General features: G+C 65.5%; 13 protein-coding genes and 2 tRNA genes. 13 read left to right on the top strand and 2 right to left on the bottom strand.

What is annotated here, in order from left to right; genetic code table 11:
* Positions 1-205: 205 nt before the first annotated feature.
* From clpX to AC3WQZ_RS15970, 6 genes are all read left to right on the top strand, one after another.
* Positions 206-1483, top strand: coding sequence for an ATP-dependent Clp protease ATP-binding subunit ClpX (clpX, locus tag AC3WQZ_RS15995; protein ID WP_010810087.1), 1278 nt, complete (start codon positions 206-208; stop codon positions 1481-1483).
* A gap of 255 nt (positions 1484-1738) precedes the next feature.
* Positions 1739-4150 carry an endopeptidase La gene (lon, locus tag AC3WQZ_RS15990; RefSeq protein WP_010810086.1) on the top strand — a complete coding sequence of 804 codons (2412 nt, stop codon included), beginning with the start codon at positions 1739-1741 and terminating at the stop codon, positions 4148-4150.
* A gap of 190 nt (positions 4151-4340) precedes the next feature.
* A tRNA-Val gene (locus AC3WQZ_RS15985) sits at positions 4341-4416 on the top strand.
* Positions 4417-4760: 344 nt separating this feature from the next.
* Positions 4761-5360: a DUF421 domain-containing protein gene (locus tag AC3WQZ_RS15980; RefSeq protein ID WP_492300865.1), complete on the top strand. Its 600-nt coding sequence runs from the start codon at positions 4761-4763 to the stop codon at positions 5358-5360.
* Positions 5357-5923, top strand: coding sequence for a CinA family protein (locus tag AC3WQZ_RS15975; RefSeq protein WP_492300864.1), 567 nt, complete (start codon positions 5357-5359; stop codon positions 5921-5923). The genes AC3WQZ_RS15980 and AC3WQZ_RS15975 overlap by 4 nt, the downstream gene beginning before the upstream one ends.
* A gap of 52 nt (positions 5924-5975) precedes the next feature.
* The gene (locus AC3WQZ_RS15970) at positions 5976-7031 is read left to right on the top strand and encodes a DNA topoisomerase IB (RefSeq protein WP_052181574.1); all 1056 of its coding nucleotides are present in this window, start codon (positions 5976-5978) and stop codon (positions 7029-7031) included.
* Between the two features lie 123 nt (positions 7032-7154).
* On the opposite strand, the gene AC3WQZ_RS15965 is transcribed toward AC3WQZ_RS15970, so the two are convergent.
* A complete protein-coding gene (locus AC3WQZ_RS15965) occupies positions 7155-7916 on the bottom strand; it encodes an SDR family NAD(P)-dependent oxidoreductase (RefSeq protein ID WP_492300863.1) in 762 nt (253 codons plus the stop codon).
* 252 nt (positions 7917-8168) lie between these two features.
* A complete protein-coding gene (locus tag AC3WQZ_RS15960; RefSeq protein WP_492300861.1) occupies positions 8169-9338 on the bottom strand; it encodes a helix-turn-helix transcriptional regulator in 1170 nt (389 codons plus the stop codon).
* A 302-nt stretch (positions 9339-9640) separates the two neighbouring features.
* Between AC3WQZ_RS15960 and AC3WQZ_RS15955 the strand changes: the two genes are divergently transcribed.
* The 7 genes from AC3WQZ_RS15955 (at position 9641) to AC3WQZ_RS15925 (ending at position 16176) form a co-directional block, all read left to right on the top strand.
* On the top strand, positions 9641-10729 hold the full coding sequence (locus tag AC3WQZ_RS15955; RefSeq protein ID WP_439668776.1) for a 3-ketosteroid-9-alpha-monooxygenase, oxygenase component: 1089 nt from the start codon (positions 9641-9643) through the stop codon (positions 10727-10729).
* A gap of 14 nt (positions 10730-10743) precedes the next feature.
* Positions 10744-11571 carry an SDR family NAD(P)-dependent oxidoreductase gene (locus tag AC3WQZ_RS15950; RefSeq protein WP_010810079.1) on the top strand — a complete coding sequence of 276 codons (828 nt, stop codon included), beginning with the start codon at positions 10744-10746 and terminating at the stop codon, positions 11569-11571.
* A 71-nt stretch (positions 11572-11642) separates the two neighbouring features.
* Positions 11643-12473, top strand: coding sequence for an SDR family NAD(P)-dependent oxidoreductase (locus tag AC3WQZ_RS15945; RefSeq protein WP_439668781.1), 831 nt, complete (start codon positions 11643-11645; stop codon positions 12471-12473).
* Positions 12474-12505: 32 nt separating this feature from the next.
* A complete protein-coding gene (locus tag AC3WQZ_RS15940; RefSeq protein ID WP_439668783.1) occupies positions 12506-13138 on the top strand; it encodes a nuclear transport factor 2 family protein in 633 nt (210 codons plus the stop codon).
* Positions 13139-13171: 33 nt separating this feature from the next.
* Positions 13172-14284, top strand: coding sequence for an alkene reductase (locus tag AC3WQZ_RS15935; RefSeq protein WP_439668785.1), 1113 nt, complete (start codon positions 13172-13174; stop codon positions 14282-14284).
* The gene (locus tag AC3WQZ_RS15930; RefSeq protein WP_439668787.1) at positions 14281-15864 is read left to right on the top strand and encodes a FadD3 family acyl-CoA ligase; all 1584 of its coding nucleotides are present in this window, start codon (positions 14281-14283) and stop codon (positions 15862-15864) included. The genes AC3WQZ_RS15935 and AC3WQZ_RS15930 overlap by 4 nt, the downstream gene beginning before the upstream one ends.
* Positions 15865-16102: 238 nt before the next feature.
* Positions 16103-16176, top strand: a tRNA-Asp gene (locus AC3WQZ_RS15925).
* Positions 16177-16178: the final 2 nt, after the last annotated feature.

Here is a 16178-nt window from a genome sequence, read left to right as displayed (position 1 = left end):
GCAGCGGCGGCTGGCCAGGCTGGCACGGGCTCAAATGGCGAAGGCTACACCGGAACGAGGCCCCGTGCCTCGTTTTTTGCTTTTGCCCCACAGCCGGGGGGAACCGCCGGTGGTGCCAATTGTTTTGGCGTATGATGCGTTTGAAGCGTATCGCTGGGGAGCCTGTCGCCCCGCGGTGTGCGCCCTGCATAAGTGACTGATTCCTATGGCGGACAAAAAAGGTTCATCCAGCGAAAAGCTTCTGTACTGCTCCTTCTGCGGCAAGAGCCAGCATGAGGTCAAGAAGCTGATTGCCGGCCCGTCGGTGTTCATTTGCGACGAATGCATCGACCTGTGCAATGAGATCATTCGCGACGAGGCCACGGCATCCGAGAAAGACGCCGCCGCGGCCGCGCGCTCGGACCTCCCCACGCCCCACGAGATCCGCGAAAGCCTGGACCAGTATGTGATCGGCCAGGAACAGGCCAAGAAGATCCTGGCCGTGGCGGTCTACAACCACTACAAGCGCCTCAAGCACCTCGGCAAGAAGGACGATGTCGAGCTGTCCAAGAGCAACATCCTGCTGATCGGGCCGACCGGCTCGGGCAAGACGCTGCTCGCGCAGACGCTGGCGCGCCTGCTCAACGTGCCGTTCGTGATCGCCGACGCGACTACGCTGACCGAAGCCGGCTACGTGGGCGAGGACGTCGAGAACATCATCCAGAAGCTGCTGCAGAACTGCAACTACGAAGTCGAGAAGGCGCAGCGCGGCATCGTCTACATCGATGAGATCGACAAGATCTCGCGCAAGTCCGACAACCCGTCGATCACCCGCGACGTGTCGGGCGAGGGCGTGCAGCAGGCACTGCTCAAGCTGATCGAAGGCACCATGGCATCGGTGCCGCCGCAAGGTGGCCGCAAGCATCCGAACCAGGACTTCCTGCAGGTGGACACGACCAATATCCTGTTCATCTGCGGCGGCGCCTTCGATGGCCTGGAGAAGGTCATCATGCAGCGCTCGGACAAGACCGGCATCGGCTTTGCCGCGCAGGTCAAGAGCAAGGAAGAGCGCGACGCCAGCGAAGTGCTGCCGCAGACCGAGCCGGAAGACCTGATCAAGTTCGGCCTGATCCCCGAACTGATCGGCCGCCTGCCGGTGGTCGCCACGCTGTCCAAGCTGGACGAGGCCGCGCTGATGCAGATCCTGGTCGAGCCCAAGAACGCGCTGGTCAAGCAATACCAGAAGCTGCTGGCTATGGAAGGCGTCGAGCTGGAAATCCGCCCGGGTGCGCTGAGCGCCATCGCCCGCAAGGCGATCCGCCGCAAGACCGGCGCCCGTGGCCTGCGTTCGATCCTGGAGCAGTCGCTGATGGACGTCATGTACGACCTGCCCAACTACAAGGGCGTGCAGAAGGTGGTGATCGATGAAAATACGATCAACGGCGATGCACCTCCGCTGCTGATGTACGAAGAGCAGCAGCCCAAGGTGGCGGGGTCCAACTGACGCGAGGGCTGCCAGACGTGGTAAGTGGTCGGGACCACACCGGCAGCCGGGCGAAAAGGCCGTTCGCGTAGAAGCGAGCGGCTTTTTTTGTTTATTTCTACCGACGAGAGGGAGGAAACGCGGGTATGCTGTTTCAGAGGGGCCAGCAAGTGCAGGGAGCGGCATCTGCCTGCCTTGATGAATCGATTGGCACGTATCTTGTAATCGATTCGGGCGGCCCAATTTACGCCTTAAATGACTGACTTGGGGAAAATGATGTCCGGAACACAACTCCTCCCGGCCGAGCCGATTCGCCTCCCACTGTTGCCGCTGCGCGACGTGGTGGTGTTTCCGCACATGGTGATCCCGCTGTTCGTGGGACGCCCGAAGTCCATCAAGGCGCTTGAGACTGCGATGGAGGCGGGCAAGAGCATCATGCTCGTGGCCCAGAAGACGGCGGCCAAGGACGAGCCGACCGCCGACGACCTGTATGAGGTCGGCTGCATCGCCAATATCCTGCAAATGCTGAAACTGCCCGACGGTACCGTGAAGGTGCTGGTCGAGGGTACCCAGCGCGCGAATATCCGCGAGGTGAGCGAGGACGATGCGCACTTTATGTGCGAAGCCGTGCCCGTGCCGCCCGCACCTGGCGAAAGCGCCGAGACCGAGGCCCTGCGCCGCGCGATCGTGTCGCAGTTCGACCAGTACGTGAAGCTCAACAAGAAGATCCCGCCCGAGATCCTGACCTCGCTGTCGGGCATCGACGAGGCAGGCCGCCTGGCGGACACCATCGCCGCGCACCTGCCGATCAAGCTCGAGCAGAAGCAGAAGATCCTGGAGATGGTCAATGTGACCGAACGCCTGGAAAGCCTGCTGTCGCAGCTCGAGGGCGAGATCGACATCCTCCAGGTTGAAAAGCGCATCCGTGGCCGCGTCAAGCGCCAGATGGAGAAGAGCCAGCGCGAGTACTACCTGAACGAGCAGGTCAAGGCCATCCAGAAGGAACTCGGCGAGGGCGAAGAAGGCGCCGACCTGGAAGAACTCGACAAGCGCATCAAGGCTGCGCGGATGCCGAAGGAAGCCAAGAAGAAGGCCGACGCCGAATTCAAGAAGCTCAAGCTGATGTCGCCGATGTCGGCCGAAGCCACCGTCGTGCGCAACTACATCGACACGCTGGTGAACCTGCCGTGGCGCAAGAAGAGCAAGGTCAACAACGACCTCGCCAACGCCGAGCGCGTGCTGGATGAAGACCACTACGGCCTGGAGAAGGTCAAGGAACGCATTCTCGAGTACCTCGCGGTGCAACAGCGCGTGGACAAGGTGAAGGCACCTATCCTCTGCCTGGTCGGGCCTCCCGGCGTGGGCAAGACCTCCCTCGGCCAGTCGGTGGCGCGCGCGACGAACCGCAAGTTCGTGCGCATGGCACTGGGCGGCGTGCGTGACGAGGCCGAAATCCGCGGCCACCGCAGGACCTATATCGGCTCGATGCCGGGCAAGATCCTGCAGAGCCTGTCCAAGGTCGGCGTGCGCAATCCGCTCTTCCTGCTCGACGAGATCGACAAGATGGGCATGGATTTCCGCGGCGATCCGTCGTCGGCGCTGCTCGAGGTGCTGGACCCGGAACAGAACCACACGTTCCAGGACCACTACATCGAAGTGGACTTCGACCTGTCCGACGTGATGTTCGTGGCGACGTCGAACTCGCTCAACATCCCGCCGCCGCTGCTCGACCGTATGGAAGTGATCCGCCTGTCGGGTTACACCGAGGACGAGAAGGTCAATATCGCGCAGCGCTACCTGTTGCCCAAGCAGATCAAGAACAACGGTCTGAAGGCAGGCGAGATCGAGGTTGCCGAAAGCGCGATCCGCGACATCATCCGCTACTACACGCGTGAAGCGGGGGTGCGTTCGCTGGAACGCGAGGTCTCCAAGATCGCGCGCAAGGTGGTCAAGCTGCTGCTGCTGAAGAAGGAGTCGGGCACGATCAAGGTCGATTCCGAGAACCTGGACAAATTCCTCGGCGTGCGCAAGTACGATTTCGGCCTGGCCGGCAAGGAAAACCAGGTTGGCCAGGTCACCGGTCTGGCGTGGACCGAGGTGGGCGGCGATCTGCTGACCATCGAAGCCGCGATCATGCCGGGCAAGGGCAACATCACGCGTACCGGTTCGCTGGGCGATGTGATGAAGGAGTCGGTCGAGGCCGCACGTTCGGTGGTGCGTTCGCGGGCACGCCGCCTGGGTATCACGGATGAGATGTTCGAGAAGCGCGACATCCACATCCACGTGCCTGAAGGCGCCACGCCCAAGGACGGCCCGTCCGCAGGCGGTGCCATGACCACGGCGCTGGTGTCGGTGCTGACCGGCATCCCGGTGCGCGCGGATGTCGCCATGACCGGCGAGATCACGCTGCGCGGCGAGGTGCTGCCGATCGGGGGCCTCAAGGAGAAGCTGCTGGCGGCCCACCGGGGCGGCATCAAGCTGGTGCTGATCCCGGAGGAAAACGTCAAGGATCTGGCCGAGATCCCCGACAACGTGAAGAACGCCATCGAGATCGTGCCGGTCCGCTGGATCGACAAGGTGCTGGAACTGGCGCTCGAGCGCAAGCCCGAGGCGTTGCCTGAAGAAGATGCCAAGCCCGCCGAAGTGGCGGACAAGGCCACGGCCAAGGTTGAGCGTCTGCATCACTGACACAGCTTTGGCCGCATGAACGAAACGCCGCGGGGCAGCGATGCCCGGCGGCGTTTTTTTGCGCGCACAGGTCTTGGCAAACTGAAATCACCTGTATTACACTTGCGCCCTCGCAACGCAAACCACGGCAACTGCCGCGAGGTGTGGAGCGATCAGCAAGTTGCAGGCAGCCAGCCTGTGATGGTCGAGCGGGTGCTTAGCTCAGTTGGTAGAGCGGCGCCCTTACAAGGCGTAGGTCGGGGGTTCGAACCCCTCAGCACCCACCACGCTTGACTAACAAAATCAAGGACTTAGAGCGATCTAAGTCCTTTTTTGTTGGTATTTCCATCTCCCTCCGGCCGAGCCGCGCGCTAAATTGCTGTTCCGCCGTTGCTCGGCATGGCGCTCCCGGCCGGTGTTTTCCGGCGTCCCACAGATAAGCGCTATTCGCTCCCGATGTTGCGAGCGCTCTGCGCAGTTTTTTCAGGCCTGGCCCGGCACTGCACGTACGATTTCCCCGCATTCCCGCGCGAATGAGCGCATATGGGACGTGCACGGCAGCACGGCCCAGTGTCGTGAGCCTGGCGCGGAACTTGCGGAACCAGTCAGAAAATCGACTGCGGACGCCGACATGGACAGCGTGGAAGTGATCGTCGATGCGATGCGCAAGCTCGTGGGCGAAGGTGACGACCTGGCGTGGTGGCAAGGCGCCGTGCGTGCCGCCATCATCTTCGTCGGCACCTGGGCGATGCTGCGGTTGGCCGGCAGGCGGGCCTTCGCGCAAAAGACATCGTTCGACCTGTGCATCATGTTGCTGCTGGGCGCGGTGTTGTCGCGCGCCGTGGTCGGGGCCACTTCGTTCGCGGTGGCGTTTTCCGCCGGGCTGGCATTGGTGCTTCTGCACCGGGTGGTGGGCTGGCTGTCGAGCCGTTCTCCGGCATTCGACCACGCCACTGGCGGCCACGCGCTGGACCTGCTGCGCGAGGGGGAACTGGACCGGGAGCGCGTGAGCCACGCAATGCTGACCGAGGAAGACCTCAAGGCCAACCTGCGTGCGACACTTCAGACCGACAGCTTCGACGACCTTACCCGGGTGGTGCTGGAGCGCGACGGCAAGGTGACGTTCGTGAAGGGCCGCGGCGGCGACGGCCGCGTACCCGCAGCACCGGCCACGCATGCTGTCTCGCGCAGCAACGGAGTGTCTGTGCAGGCGTCGGAGGCGCAGCGATGACGCTTGGGGAAAACGGCAGCGACAACGGCAGCATTGCGCGCTATTTGCTGCGCCACCATTTGCATGTGGTCACGGCGGAGTCCTGTACCGCGGGCCTGATCGCCTCGCGCATCGCCGAGGTGCCGGGTTGCGGAGATGTCTTGCACTGCGCCATCGTGGCGTATTCGCCCTCGGCCAAGGAACAGTTGCTGCACGTGCCGCCTGAGACCATCAGGCAACACGGACTGACCAGCGAGGCGGTCTCGCTGGCGATGGCGCTGGGCGCCATGGAGATGACCGGCGCCGACCTCGCGATCGCCAACACCGGCGTCGCCGATGATGGCGGCGATGGTGATATCCCGGCGGGTACGCAGTGCTTTGCCTGGGTGTTCCGCCGCCACGGCCATGCGGCGCGTGATGTGCTGCGGAGCACCGGGGGTATTGCCGCGTTCACGGAAACGCGGCGCTTTCCGGGGACGCGTAACGCCGTACGCGAAGCCGCTGCCGACTGGGCGCTGGCTCGCATTTGCCATTACCACGAACAGGCGCAGCGCGGGCAAGGCCACTGTGGCCCGCGCGCATGAAGCGCCTGAAGACCCGGACGGCGCGCTGGCAGCCCCGGAAAGAGACCCAGCCTTGGATAGTGCCCTCCCGACTAATGGTGCCGACAAAGCGTTGCGTACGGTATTGCGCGAGGCCGGGTTGCGTTATGTCGATGACAGTATGCCGGGCATCGGGCGCCGCCGTCAGGGCGGCGGCTTTGCCTACATCGACGCCAACGGCAAGCGCGTGGACGATGCCGCCACGCTGGCACGCATTGCTGCGCTGGCGATTCCTCCTGCCTACGAGGAAGTGTGGATCTGTGCGAACCCTGCGGGCCACCTGCAGGCGACCGGGCGCGATGCGCGCGGCCGCAAGCAGTATGTCTACCACCCTGAGTGGAGCGCGCAGCGCGATTCGGACAAATACGCGCGGTTGCCGGCCTTCGGCAGCGTACTGCCCCGCTTGCGGGCGCGCGTCGCGCGCGACCTGCGCCGCAACGGCATGCCGCGCGAAAAAGTGGTCGCGGCGGTGGTGCAACTGCTCGACGCCACGCTTGTGCGCGTGGGTAGTCCGCAATATGCGCGGCAGAACCGCACCTACGGCCTCACCACGCTGCGCCGCCGCCATGTCACCGTGCGCGGCAGCCGGCTGCGTTTCCAGTTCACTGGCAAGAGCGGCATCACCCACGACGTATCGGTCAACGATCCGCGCCTGGCCCGCATCGTGCGCAATTGTGCCGACCTGCCAGGCCAGTGCCTGTTCAAGTATCGCGACAGCGACGGCGAGATCCGCGAGGTCGGATCCGCCGACGTCAACGCCTACCTGCAACAGGCGACCGGCGGCGACTTCACTGCCAAGGACTTCCGCACCTGGGCGGGCAGCGTGCATGCGCTCGCGCTGCTGCGCGCGGCCGGCGCGGACGGCGAAGCAGCGCGCAGGAAGTGCGTGGCCGGGGTCATCAAGTCAGTGGCCCAGCGCCTGCGCAACACCGTGGCGGTGTGCCGCAAGTGCTATGTCCATCCGGCGGTGATCGAGGCCTTCATCGACGACGGATTGCAGGACTGCGCGCGCGTCGCCATCGTCAGCCGCCTGCGTGCCGACGAAGCACGGCTGCTGAAGCTGCTTGCAGAACGGGCCAGGACTGCATAGGGCGTCCCGCGGTGAGCCTCGAGCGTCGAAAGGCTGACGGAAGAACCAGGGCTGGACGTCCGGCCGGAGGATGGCGACCCAGTATGAGAACGGCCCAGCAGCCACAGGACAGGGCGCTCCGATTCAGCGCTGCGAAGGAATGTTGCCGCCGTCGACGATGAGCTCGGTGCCGGTGACGTAGCTGGCCTCGTCCGACAGAAGGAAACGGACCACTCGCCCGATCTCCGCGGGGGTGCCGAGGCGGCCCAGCTGGATGCGTCGTTCGAAGGTGCCTTCGGGCAGGGCATCGATGGCAGGTTGAAGCATCGGTGTGTGGATCTGTCCGGGAGAGACGGCGTTGATGCGGATGCCGTCGCGGCCCAGGCTGTCCGCGAGCGAGCGCACCAGCGAGAGCAGGCCGCCCTTGGAGGCGGAGTAAGCCGGAATCAGGGCGTTGCCCAGCGTGGCATTGATCGACGCGATGCCGACGACTGCCGCGCCAGGTTGCGCGCGCAGGTCAGGCAGCATGGCTTGCACCAGCAGGGCCATGGCGCGCAGGTTGACATCAAGCACCGCGTCCCAGCGCGCCTGTGTAAGGCCGTCGATCCCGCTCTGGTCCACCACGCCGGCAGCATGCACCATGCCGCCCAGCACCGGCAGGGCGGCGCGGGTGCGGACCAGCGCGTCTTCCAGGCCGGCGGGGGCGCGCAGGTCGATGCCGAGCCCGAAGGTGGGCACGTCATAACGTTCGGCGAGCGCCGCGGCGACGGCACGCGCCTTGTCCTCCTGGATATCCCAGATGGCGACCGGCCGGTTTGCCGCGGCCAAGGCCGCCGCGCAAGCCTCGCCAATGCCGGACGCGCCACCGGTAACCACGACCGCACTGGCCGGCGTGTTGAGGGCCACGCGAAAATCGCCGGTGGCAGGGTGTTGGATCGTCACTGGATGTCTCTCCCGGATGTCATGTTGTTGGCGCAGCCGCGGTAGACGCGGCTGATATGCGCATTGTTTCCTGTCACGCAGGATGCGACATAGTCCAAATGGACCAAAACAACCGCGCCCGAGACGATTTTCCGCCATGGCACCCTGCGGCCGGGGCGACGCGTCTGCTCATCGTGCCGTCAGCTCGCTGAGTGGCGTCGGCACGTCGTATTCACCTCAATCGAGCGGAATGATGCTGTGCAGGACGGTTTGTACCAGCGCCGCCTGGCGGGTCACCCCAGTCTTGGAGAACACGGCACGCAAATGCGCGCGCGCGGTATTGCGGCGGATGTCGAGTTCCTGCGCCGCTTCGTCCAGTGACAGGCCCTGGGTCAGCAACAGTACGAGCGACGCCTCCGTCCGGGTGAAATCGAACATATTGCGCAGTAGTTCGGCCGACCCCAGTGCCTTTTGATCGGGGTCGCGGATAAAGACCGCCACCGCGGGCTGGCGCGGACGCTCGGACCACTTCTGCGAGGCGATGGAACGCACCAGCAGTCCCAGCCGGGCGCGGTCGCCCTTGCGCGGCACCGACAGCCCGAGCGGGATGCCGGGCTGCTCCGAGTCTCGCAAGGCGATGGCCTGGCGGACCAGGGCCTGCAGCTTGCGGTTTTCCTGCGCCGAGTCGGCCATCAACTGGCCGTTGCAAACCACCAGACCATCCTTTTCCGCCAGCAAGGCGTCGGCCATGCCATTTGTGGTAAGGACCTGGCCGGTGTCGTCCAGGATCACCGAGCCGATCAGCAACCTGTCTACCGTGCCGGCGTAGAAGCGCCGCTCCGACTCGGTCGTGTTGAGGTTGGCGTGGATACGTACCGCGCGCTCCAGGTGCGGCACGATGCGCCGGCACAGCGCCTTGTCGGCCTCGGAGAAGCGGTCGCTGCCATGTGGGCGGCAGATTCGCAAGCGGCACTCCACACCATGCTCGGCGCGGATGTCTACGCCCATGATTTCAAGCACGTCGTAGGGCTTGTTGAAGAATCGATAGATCTCGCTCTCTAACCACCTGGCCTCGCCAATCAATTCATGCACGGTCAGGACTTGTGCGTTGGGCAGGTTGACGAAAGGGTCGATGGCATAGAAGTGCTGCGCGTAGGCGCCCGTTCCGACGGTGGTATCCACCGCGCTGGAAGTGATCATCAGCCCCGGCGACGTATTGGACGGCGGGCGTAGCACCAGGGTCACGTAGTTGGCGGCCAGCAGGTGTCGCAGCGCATCCAGCAGCGACTGCCATGGGATATCAAGCAGCGGGCCGTCGTACACCAGCCCGATCAGATCGCTGATCTCGTCAATGCCGAGTGCGGGCCGGCCAGGTAGCTGTGCGTCGATCCATTGAAGGCTTGTCATCGGTGCTCTCTCAAATCTGCGGCGCAATGCGGCCGGGGCATTGCGCCAGTCCGGCCGTCGGCGACCGGCGATCGGCTGGAGATAGTATCTGCTTCTCCATGCGCTGGTAGTGGGTGTTTTCCCCGGGCGCCGTGCGGGGGACGCCTGTCGTGCGGAGGGAAATAGTCCCAACAGACTAGATTCGCGCACGGACGCTCCATGTCGCTCCAGAAACGGTTGAATCTAGTCCGTCAGGACCATGCCCGTGAAGTGGCCCGGCCAGAAGAATAAGGCCATGAGCAAACAGTCACCACGGAGGAGACATGGAAGCGCAGCAGTTCCTGCAGACAGCCCCGCAGCCCACCCGCTACGCCCGCGGTTGGCATTGCCTTGGGCAAGCTTCGGACTACAAGGACGGCAAGCCACATCGGCTCGACATCTTCGGTACGCGCCTGGTCGCGTTCACCGGCGAGGACGGGGGCATCCGCATCCTCGATGCGTGGTGCCCGCACATGGGCGCGGACCTGGCTCTCGGCGAAGTGAAGGGCAACGCCATCGTGTGCCGCTTTCATGGCTGGCACTGGAATGGCGACGGCGCGTGCGAGCATGTGCCGTGCGCCAGCCGCATTCCGCCCAAGGCGCGCACACGTGCGTGGTCTGTCTGCGAGCAGAACCACCTGCTGTTCATCTGGCACGATCCCGAGAGCGCGCCGCCGCCGCCCGCGGTGGCGGTACCGCGCATCAGCGCGTGCTTCACCGGTGAGTGGACCGGGTGGACGATCCGCAAGATGGTGATCGGCACCCATTGCCGGGAGCTTGTCGATAACCTGGCGGACGTCGCCCATTTCGGGCCGGTGCACGGCTCACCAGCCGTCTATTTCTGCAATACGTTCGACCGCCACATCGGCTACCAGATGTTCCGCGGCGAGGAGAGCGAGTTACTTGGCCGGGGTCTGGTTGCGGACAGCGCGTACTTCGGGCCCGCCTACCACGTAACGCGCATGACGGCGGAGGTGGACGGCAAGCCCCTTGACACCATCCTGCTCAATTGCCACGTGCCGATCGACTCGCAGAGCTTTGAGCTGCGCTACGGCGTCATGGTCAAGAAGGTGCCGGGGCAGTCGGAGGAACAGAACCAGGAGATGGCGCAGGCGTATGTAGAGCAGGCGCAAGCCTCCTTCTTCCAGGACGTGGAGATCTGGCACAACAAGATCCGCGTCGACCGGCCCGTGCTCAGCGACGCCGATGGTCCGGTCTATCAGCTACGCGAGTGGTACCGCCAGTTCTACACCGATGTAGCCGACCTGCCCGCTGACCTTGACCGCAAGAAGGTCTTCGAGCGGCGCGACGGCGCCTGGCGCACGCTCGATGCCGTGCCGCCGGAGGCGGCGAGCAAGCTGCACCTGATCTGATGAAGGAGAGCGTCATGCGACTGGAAGGAAAAGTGGCACTGGTCACCGGCGCCGGGTCCGGCATGGGGCGGGCCATGGCCGAGCGCTTTGCGGCCGAGGGTGCGGCGGTGGTCGTGGTGGACCGCGACGACGGCGCCGCGCAAGCGACGCTCGACACGATCGGCGGCGAGGCGCACGGCATGGCGCGTGGCTGCGACGTCGCGGACAGTGCGGCGGTGGGGCGGCTGCACGAGGAGGTCGCGATGCGCTGGGGGCGGCTCGACATCCTGGTCAACAACGCAGGCATCGGCCAGGTGCCGGGAGACGGCTTCGAGCACTACCAGGTGCGCGCGGCCGAGCGCGGGCGGCAGCTGGCAGCCGGCGAGACGCCCACGGTCTATACCGACATGATCGTCGACCTCAACGATGCCGGCTGGCAGCGCGTGGTGGATGTAAATCTCAACGGCACGTTTTACTGCTCGCGCGAGGCGGTGCGGCTGATGACGCGCGCGGGGGTGGGCGGCGCCATTGTCAATATCGCCAGCGTCTCGGCGCTGAGCGGCGAAGGGCCTCTCAGCTATTGCGCGTCAAAGGCGGCCGTGCTCGGCCTCACCCGCTGCCTGGCGCGCGACCTGGGCCCGCGTGGCATCCGCGTCAACGCGATCTGCCCGGGGCCCACGCGCACGCCGATGATGCAGTCCATCAGCGAGGAATGGGCACGCAGCCTGGAGCGCGCGATCCCGCTGGGGCGCATGGCCGAGCCGGAAGAGATCGCGGCGGCGGCACTGTTCCTGGTGAGCGGAGACGGCATGCAGATGACGGGCCAGACGCTGTCAGTCAGCGGCGGCATGGCAATGATTTAACGGCGCAGGCGCGACGGCGACGCGTTCGGGTCGTTGTCCTGCCTCGATGGAAGGACAAGAGGGAGAGCAGCATGCGAGTAACGGGACGTTTGCAAGACAAGGTGGCGCTGATCAGTGGCGCTGGCACGGGGATCGGCGCTGCCACGGCTGCGCGCTTCGCGGCCGAAGGGGCGAGGGTGATGCTGTGCGGGCGGCGCGAGGCGCCGCTGCGCGCCGTGGCCGAGGAGATCCGGTCGCGCGGCGGCGAGGCCGCGTGGATTCAGGCCGATGTCACCAACGAGGCGGATGTGGAGCGGGCGGTGGCCCAGACCGTCGCACAGTTCGGCGGTCTGCATGTCATGGTCAATAACGCGGTCAACTATACCTGGGGCGTGCTCGACGAGGTCAGCACGCAAGCCTGGCGGCAATGCCTGACCGGTAGCCTGGACGTCGCCTTCTTCGGCACGCGCGCGGCGCTGCGCGTGATGAAGGCGGCCGGCGGCGGCGCCATCGTCAACCTGGGTTCGGTGGCGGGCCTGCTTGGCAGTCCGGGGCTGTCGGCCTATGGCGCGGCCAAGGCGGGCGTGCTCAACTTCAGCCGCGCCGTGGCGCTCGAGGGCGCAGCCCGCAACGTGCGCGTCAACGTGGTGATTCCCGGTGTGGTCTGGAGCGAGGGCACGCGCGAAGCGCTTGCCAGCGAGGAGGTCGCCCGCGGTACCGCACGCGCGGTGCCGCTGGGGCGCGTGGGCGAACCGCACGAGGTGGCTGGCGCCATCCTGTTCCTGGCGTCGGACGAGGCTTCGTATATCACCGGGCAGAGCCTGGTAGTCGATGGCGGCAAGACCTGCCGGCTCGACGTGGGCGCAACCGACTACGTGTCGGAGACGTCAGCCGAGCGGCGCGCCGCGCCGCAGGCAAGCTGAGCGCACCCTACTGAATGAGCAAGGAGAGGCAAATGACAGCAGACATGGAATCGATGCAGGCCCGACTCGATCGACTCGAGTCGGTCAACGAAATCCGCATGCTGCCGGCCAAGTATGCGCTGGCGCTCGACATGCGCGACCTCGATGCCTGGACCAGCCTGTTTCCCGAGGACGTGGCGGTGGGCAAGGACCAGGTGGGCCGCGAGCACTTGCGGCGCTGGATAGACGAGACCCTGCGCAACCAGTTCACGGTGACCTCGCACCATATCGGCGGACACATCATCGAGTTCCAGGATGCGGACCATGCGAGCGGCGTGGTGTATTCGAAGAACGAGCATGAGACCGGCCCCGAATGGGTCATCATGCAAATGCTCTACTGGGACGACTACGAGCGCATTGACGGCCGCTGGTATTTCCGGCGCCGCCTTCCATGTTATCTGTATGCGAGCGACCTGAACAAGCCGCCTATCGGCGACAAGAAGATGCGCTGGCCGGGCCGTGAGCCCTACGAGGGTTCCTGGCATGCACTGTGGCCCTCGTGGAAAGCGTTCTGGAACGCCAAGCCGAATGAGGCGCTGCCCGGCGTCGCCGAGCCGGTACCGCTGGATCGCTTTCTCGAGACGATGCGTCGCGGTTCGGCACTTCCCAAGGTCCGCACGCGCTGACGCCATGCCGAAACCGATCAAGGGATCATCAAGATGAGCGCAAGCCTGTTTGAGCCACTGCAGCTCGGCGACATTGCACTCGCCAATCGCATCGTGATGGCGCCGATGACGCGCAGCCGCGCCGGCGCGGGCGACCTGCCCACCGGCCTGCACCAGGCGTACTACGCGCAGCGCGCGGGCGCCGGGCTGATTATCGCGGAGGGCACTTACCCTAGCCGGCATGGCAAAGGGTACTGCCGCACGCCGGGCATCGAGACCACCGCGCAGATCGACGCCTGGCGCGACGTGTCAGGTTCCGTGCGCAGCCAGGGCGCGGCGATGGTGCTGCAGCTGATGCACGTCGGGCGCGTGGCGACGCGCCATAACAAGGCGCCAGACGCCCGGACGGTGGCCCCGTCGGCGATCCGCGCGCGCGGCACCATCTATGCCGACGGCCACGGCCTGGTCGGGATGGAGGTGCCCCGCGCGCTGGCCGCACATGAAGTCACGGCCGTGATCGAGGAGTACCGCCAGGCCGCCGTCAATGCGCTGGCCGCCGGATTTGACGGCGTCGAGCTGCATTGCAGCAGCGGCTACCTGCCGATGCAATTCCTGCTTCCTTGCACCAATCAGCGCACCGACGGCTATGGCGGCTCGCTGATGGCGCGGCTGCGCTTCGTCGTGGAGACGCTCGAGGCCATCGCTGAAGCGATCGGGACCGGGCGCGTGGGCCTGCGTATCTGTCCCGGCAACCCGTATAACGACATGCACGATGACGATCCCACCGCCACGTACAGCGCGCTGCTCGATGCCGTGGCGCCGATCGGGCTGGCCTACCTGCACGTGAGCCGCTCGCCGGATCCTGCGCTCGATGCATTTGCGCTGGCCCGTCGGCATTTCGGCGGTGCGGTCATCGTCAATGACGGTTTCGACGGCGCGAGCGCCGTGCGTGCAGTGGCGGGCGGCGTCGGCGAGGCGGTCTCGTTCGCCCGCCATTTCATCGCCAATCCCGACCTGCCTGCGCGCCTGCGGCACGGTGCGCCGCTGGCCGCGTTCGACCGCACGCTGCTGTATACGCCGGGAGCGCGTGGCTACACCGACTACCCGGCCGCCGCGGAGCTTGCCGCGAGTGGCCAGATCGTTCCCCAGGGAGGCTTGCAACCGTGAGCGACTGCCTCGCACCGATTTCGACCATACCCAATGCCGTGGCACACGCGGCGCGGCTGCGCGCGGATGCGGTGGCCATCCAGGAAGACGGCTTGTCCTTGCGCTATGGCGCGCTGCACGAGACGGCGCGAGTCGCAGGGCGTGCGTTGATGGCGCTGGGCGTAGCGCCCGGCGAGCGAGTTGCCGTCTGGGCGCCTAACCTGCACGAGTGGATCGTCGCTGCGCTCGGCATCCAGATGGCCGGCGGCGTGCTGGTACCGCTTAACACCCGGCTCAAGGGCGGGGAGGCCGCAGACATTCTCGGGCGTAGCGGTGCGCGGGCGCTGATCTGCATCGGCGAATTCCTTGGCGTCGACTATCCCGAGATGCTGCGTGGGCTTGCGCTGCCGGCCTTGCGCCACCGCGTCATTCTGCGCGGCGAACGCGAAGGCGCTTTGTCTTGGGAGGCTTTCCTCGCCCGCGCCGAAGACACACCCGAGGCCATGCTTGACGCGCGCATCGGCGCGCTGACACCGGACAGTCCGTCCGACCTGCTTTACACCTCCGGCACCACGGGGCGGCCCAAGGGCGTGATCACCACGCACGGGCAGAATCTGCGTGCCTTCTCCGACTGGTCGGACATCGTCGGCTTGCGCGCCGGCGACCGTTACCTGATCATCAATCCCTTCTTCCATGCCTTCGGCTACAAGGCCGGCTGGCTCGCGGCCCTGCTTCGCGGCGCCACCATCCTGCCGCTGGCGCAGTTCGACGCCGAAACCGTGCTCGCTCGCATCGAGCGGTACCGCGTCAGCTTCCTGCCGGGCTCGCCCACGCTCTACCTGAGCTTGCTTGCCCATCCGCGGCTGGATGCATACGACTTGTCATCGCTGCGCGTGGCGGTCACGGGGGCGGCGTCGATCGCGCCAGAGCTGATCCGGCGCATGCGCAAGGTGCTCGGTTTTGACGTGGTGCTCACTGCTTACGGACTGACCGAGTGCTGCGGCCTGGCGACGGTCTGCCGGCTCAGCGACGCGCTGCAGACTATCGCCAACACGAGCGGGCGTGCGCTCGCCGGCGTGGAGATTCGCTGCGTAGACGCTGAAGGAAACGACGTCGCCGCCGGTGAGCCAGGCGAAGTGTGGATCCGCGGCTACAACGTCATGCGTGGGTACTTCGACGACGAGGCCGCCACACGCGAGGCCATCGACGACGCGGGGTGGCTGCATACAGGCGACATCGGCAGCCTCGACGCCGCCGGAAACCTGTGTATCACCGGCCGGCTCAAGGAAATGTTCATCGTCGGCGGCTTCAACTGCTATCCCGCGGAAATCGAGCACCTGATTGGCACGCATCCAGCGGTGGCGCAGGTCGCGGTGGTCGGCGTACCCGATGCGCGCCTGGGCGAGGTTGGCCGCGCCTTCGTGGTGTTGCGCGACGGCGAGAGCATGAGCGGGGAGGCATTGCTGGAATGGTGCAAAGCCCGCCTGGCAAACTATAAGGTGCCGCGTTCCGTGGCCTTCATGGCGGCCCTGCCGACCAATGCCACGGGCAAGGTCGTCAAGCACGAACTGATGGCGCTCCAGGCGCGCATGTGCGCCTGAGCGTGCAGGCGGAATTGGCAGCCGAGGGTACAAGATTGAGTCATCCGGGTATTGCGCAGATGATGAACACAAGCTATAGTTCGGCCTCTTGCAGCAGGGCACGGTCGGCAAGGGAAGGTTGGCAGGCGTTGTAGGCTTATGATTTGTAAGGAAATTTGATTCCCTTGCAAGGCGTCCTCAGCACCCACCACTCTCCATCGCAAGGACATGTGCATTGCCGGCAGCAAGCACCGACACAGGAGTGGTAGTTCAGTCGGTTAGAATACCGGCCTGTCACGCCGGGGGTCGCGGGTTCGAGTCCCGTCCACTCCGCC

It is taken from the genome of Cupriavidus sp. FW305-26, from assembly GCF_058787975.1.
The sequence above is the reverse complement of the archived record's forward strand: the minus strand, read 5'-3'. Positions and strand labels throughout refer to the sequence as shown.

What these genes read in the sequence shown, in the direction of transcription:
- AC3WQZ_RS15960 (WP_492300861.1), bottom strand. Translation starts at nt 9,338, where the DNA reads ATGACAAGCCTTCAATGGATCGACGCACAGCTACCTGGCCGGCCCGCA.
- AC3WQZ_RS15950 (WP_010810079.1), top strand. Translation starts at nt 10,744, where the DNA reads ATGCGACTGGAAGGAAAAGTGGCACTGGTCACCGGCGCCGGGTCCGGC.
- AC3WQZ_RS15935 (WP_439668785.1), top strand. Translation starts at nt 13,172, where the DNA reads ATGAGCGCAAGCCTGTTTGAGCCACTGCAGCTCGGCGACATTGCACTC.
- lon (WP_010810086.1), top strand. Translation starts at nt 1,739, where the DNA reads ATGTCCGGAACACAACTCCTCCCGGCCGAGCCGATTCGCCTCCCACTG.
- AC3WQZ_RS15975 (WP_492300864.1), top strand. Translation starts at nt 5,357, where the DNA reads ATGACGCTTGGGGAAAACGGCAGCGACAACGGCAGCATTGCGCGCTAT.
- clpX (WP_010810087.1), top strand. Translation starts at nt 206, where the DNA reads ATGGCGGACAAAAAAGGTTCATCCAGCGAAAAGCTTCTGTACTGCTCC.
- AC3WQZ_RS15980 (WP_492300865.1), top strand. Translation starts at nt 4,761, where the DNA reads ATGGACAGCGTGGAAGTGATCGTCGATGCGATGCGCAAGCTCGTGGGC.
- AC3WQZ_RS15955 (WP_439668776.1), top strand. Translation starts at nt 9,641, where the DNA reads ATGGAAGCGCAGCAGTTCCTGCAGACAGCCCCGCAGCCCACCCGCTAC.
- AC3WQZ_RS15940 (WP_439668783.1), top strand. Translation starts at nt 12,506, where the DNA reads ATGACAGCAGACATGGAATCGATGCAGGCCCGACTCGATCGACTCGAG.
- AC3WQZ_RS15945 (WP_439668781.1), top strand. Translation starts at nt 11,643, where the DNA reads ATGCGAGTAACGGGACGTTTGCAAGACAAGGTGGCGCTGATCAGTGGC.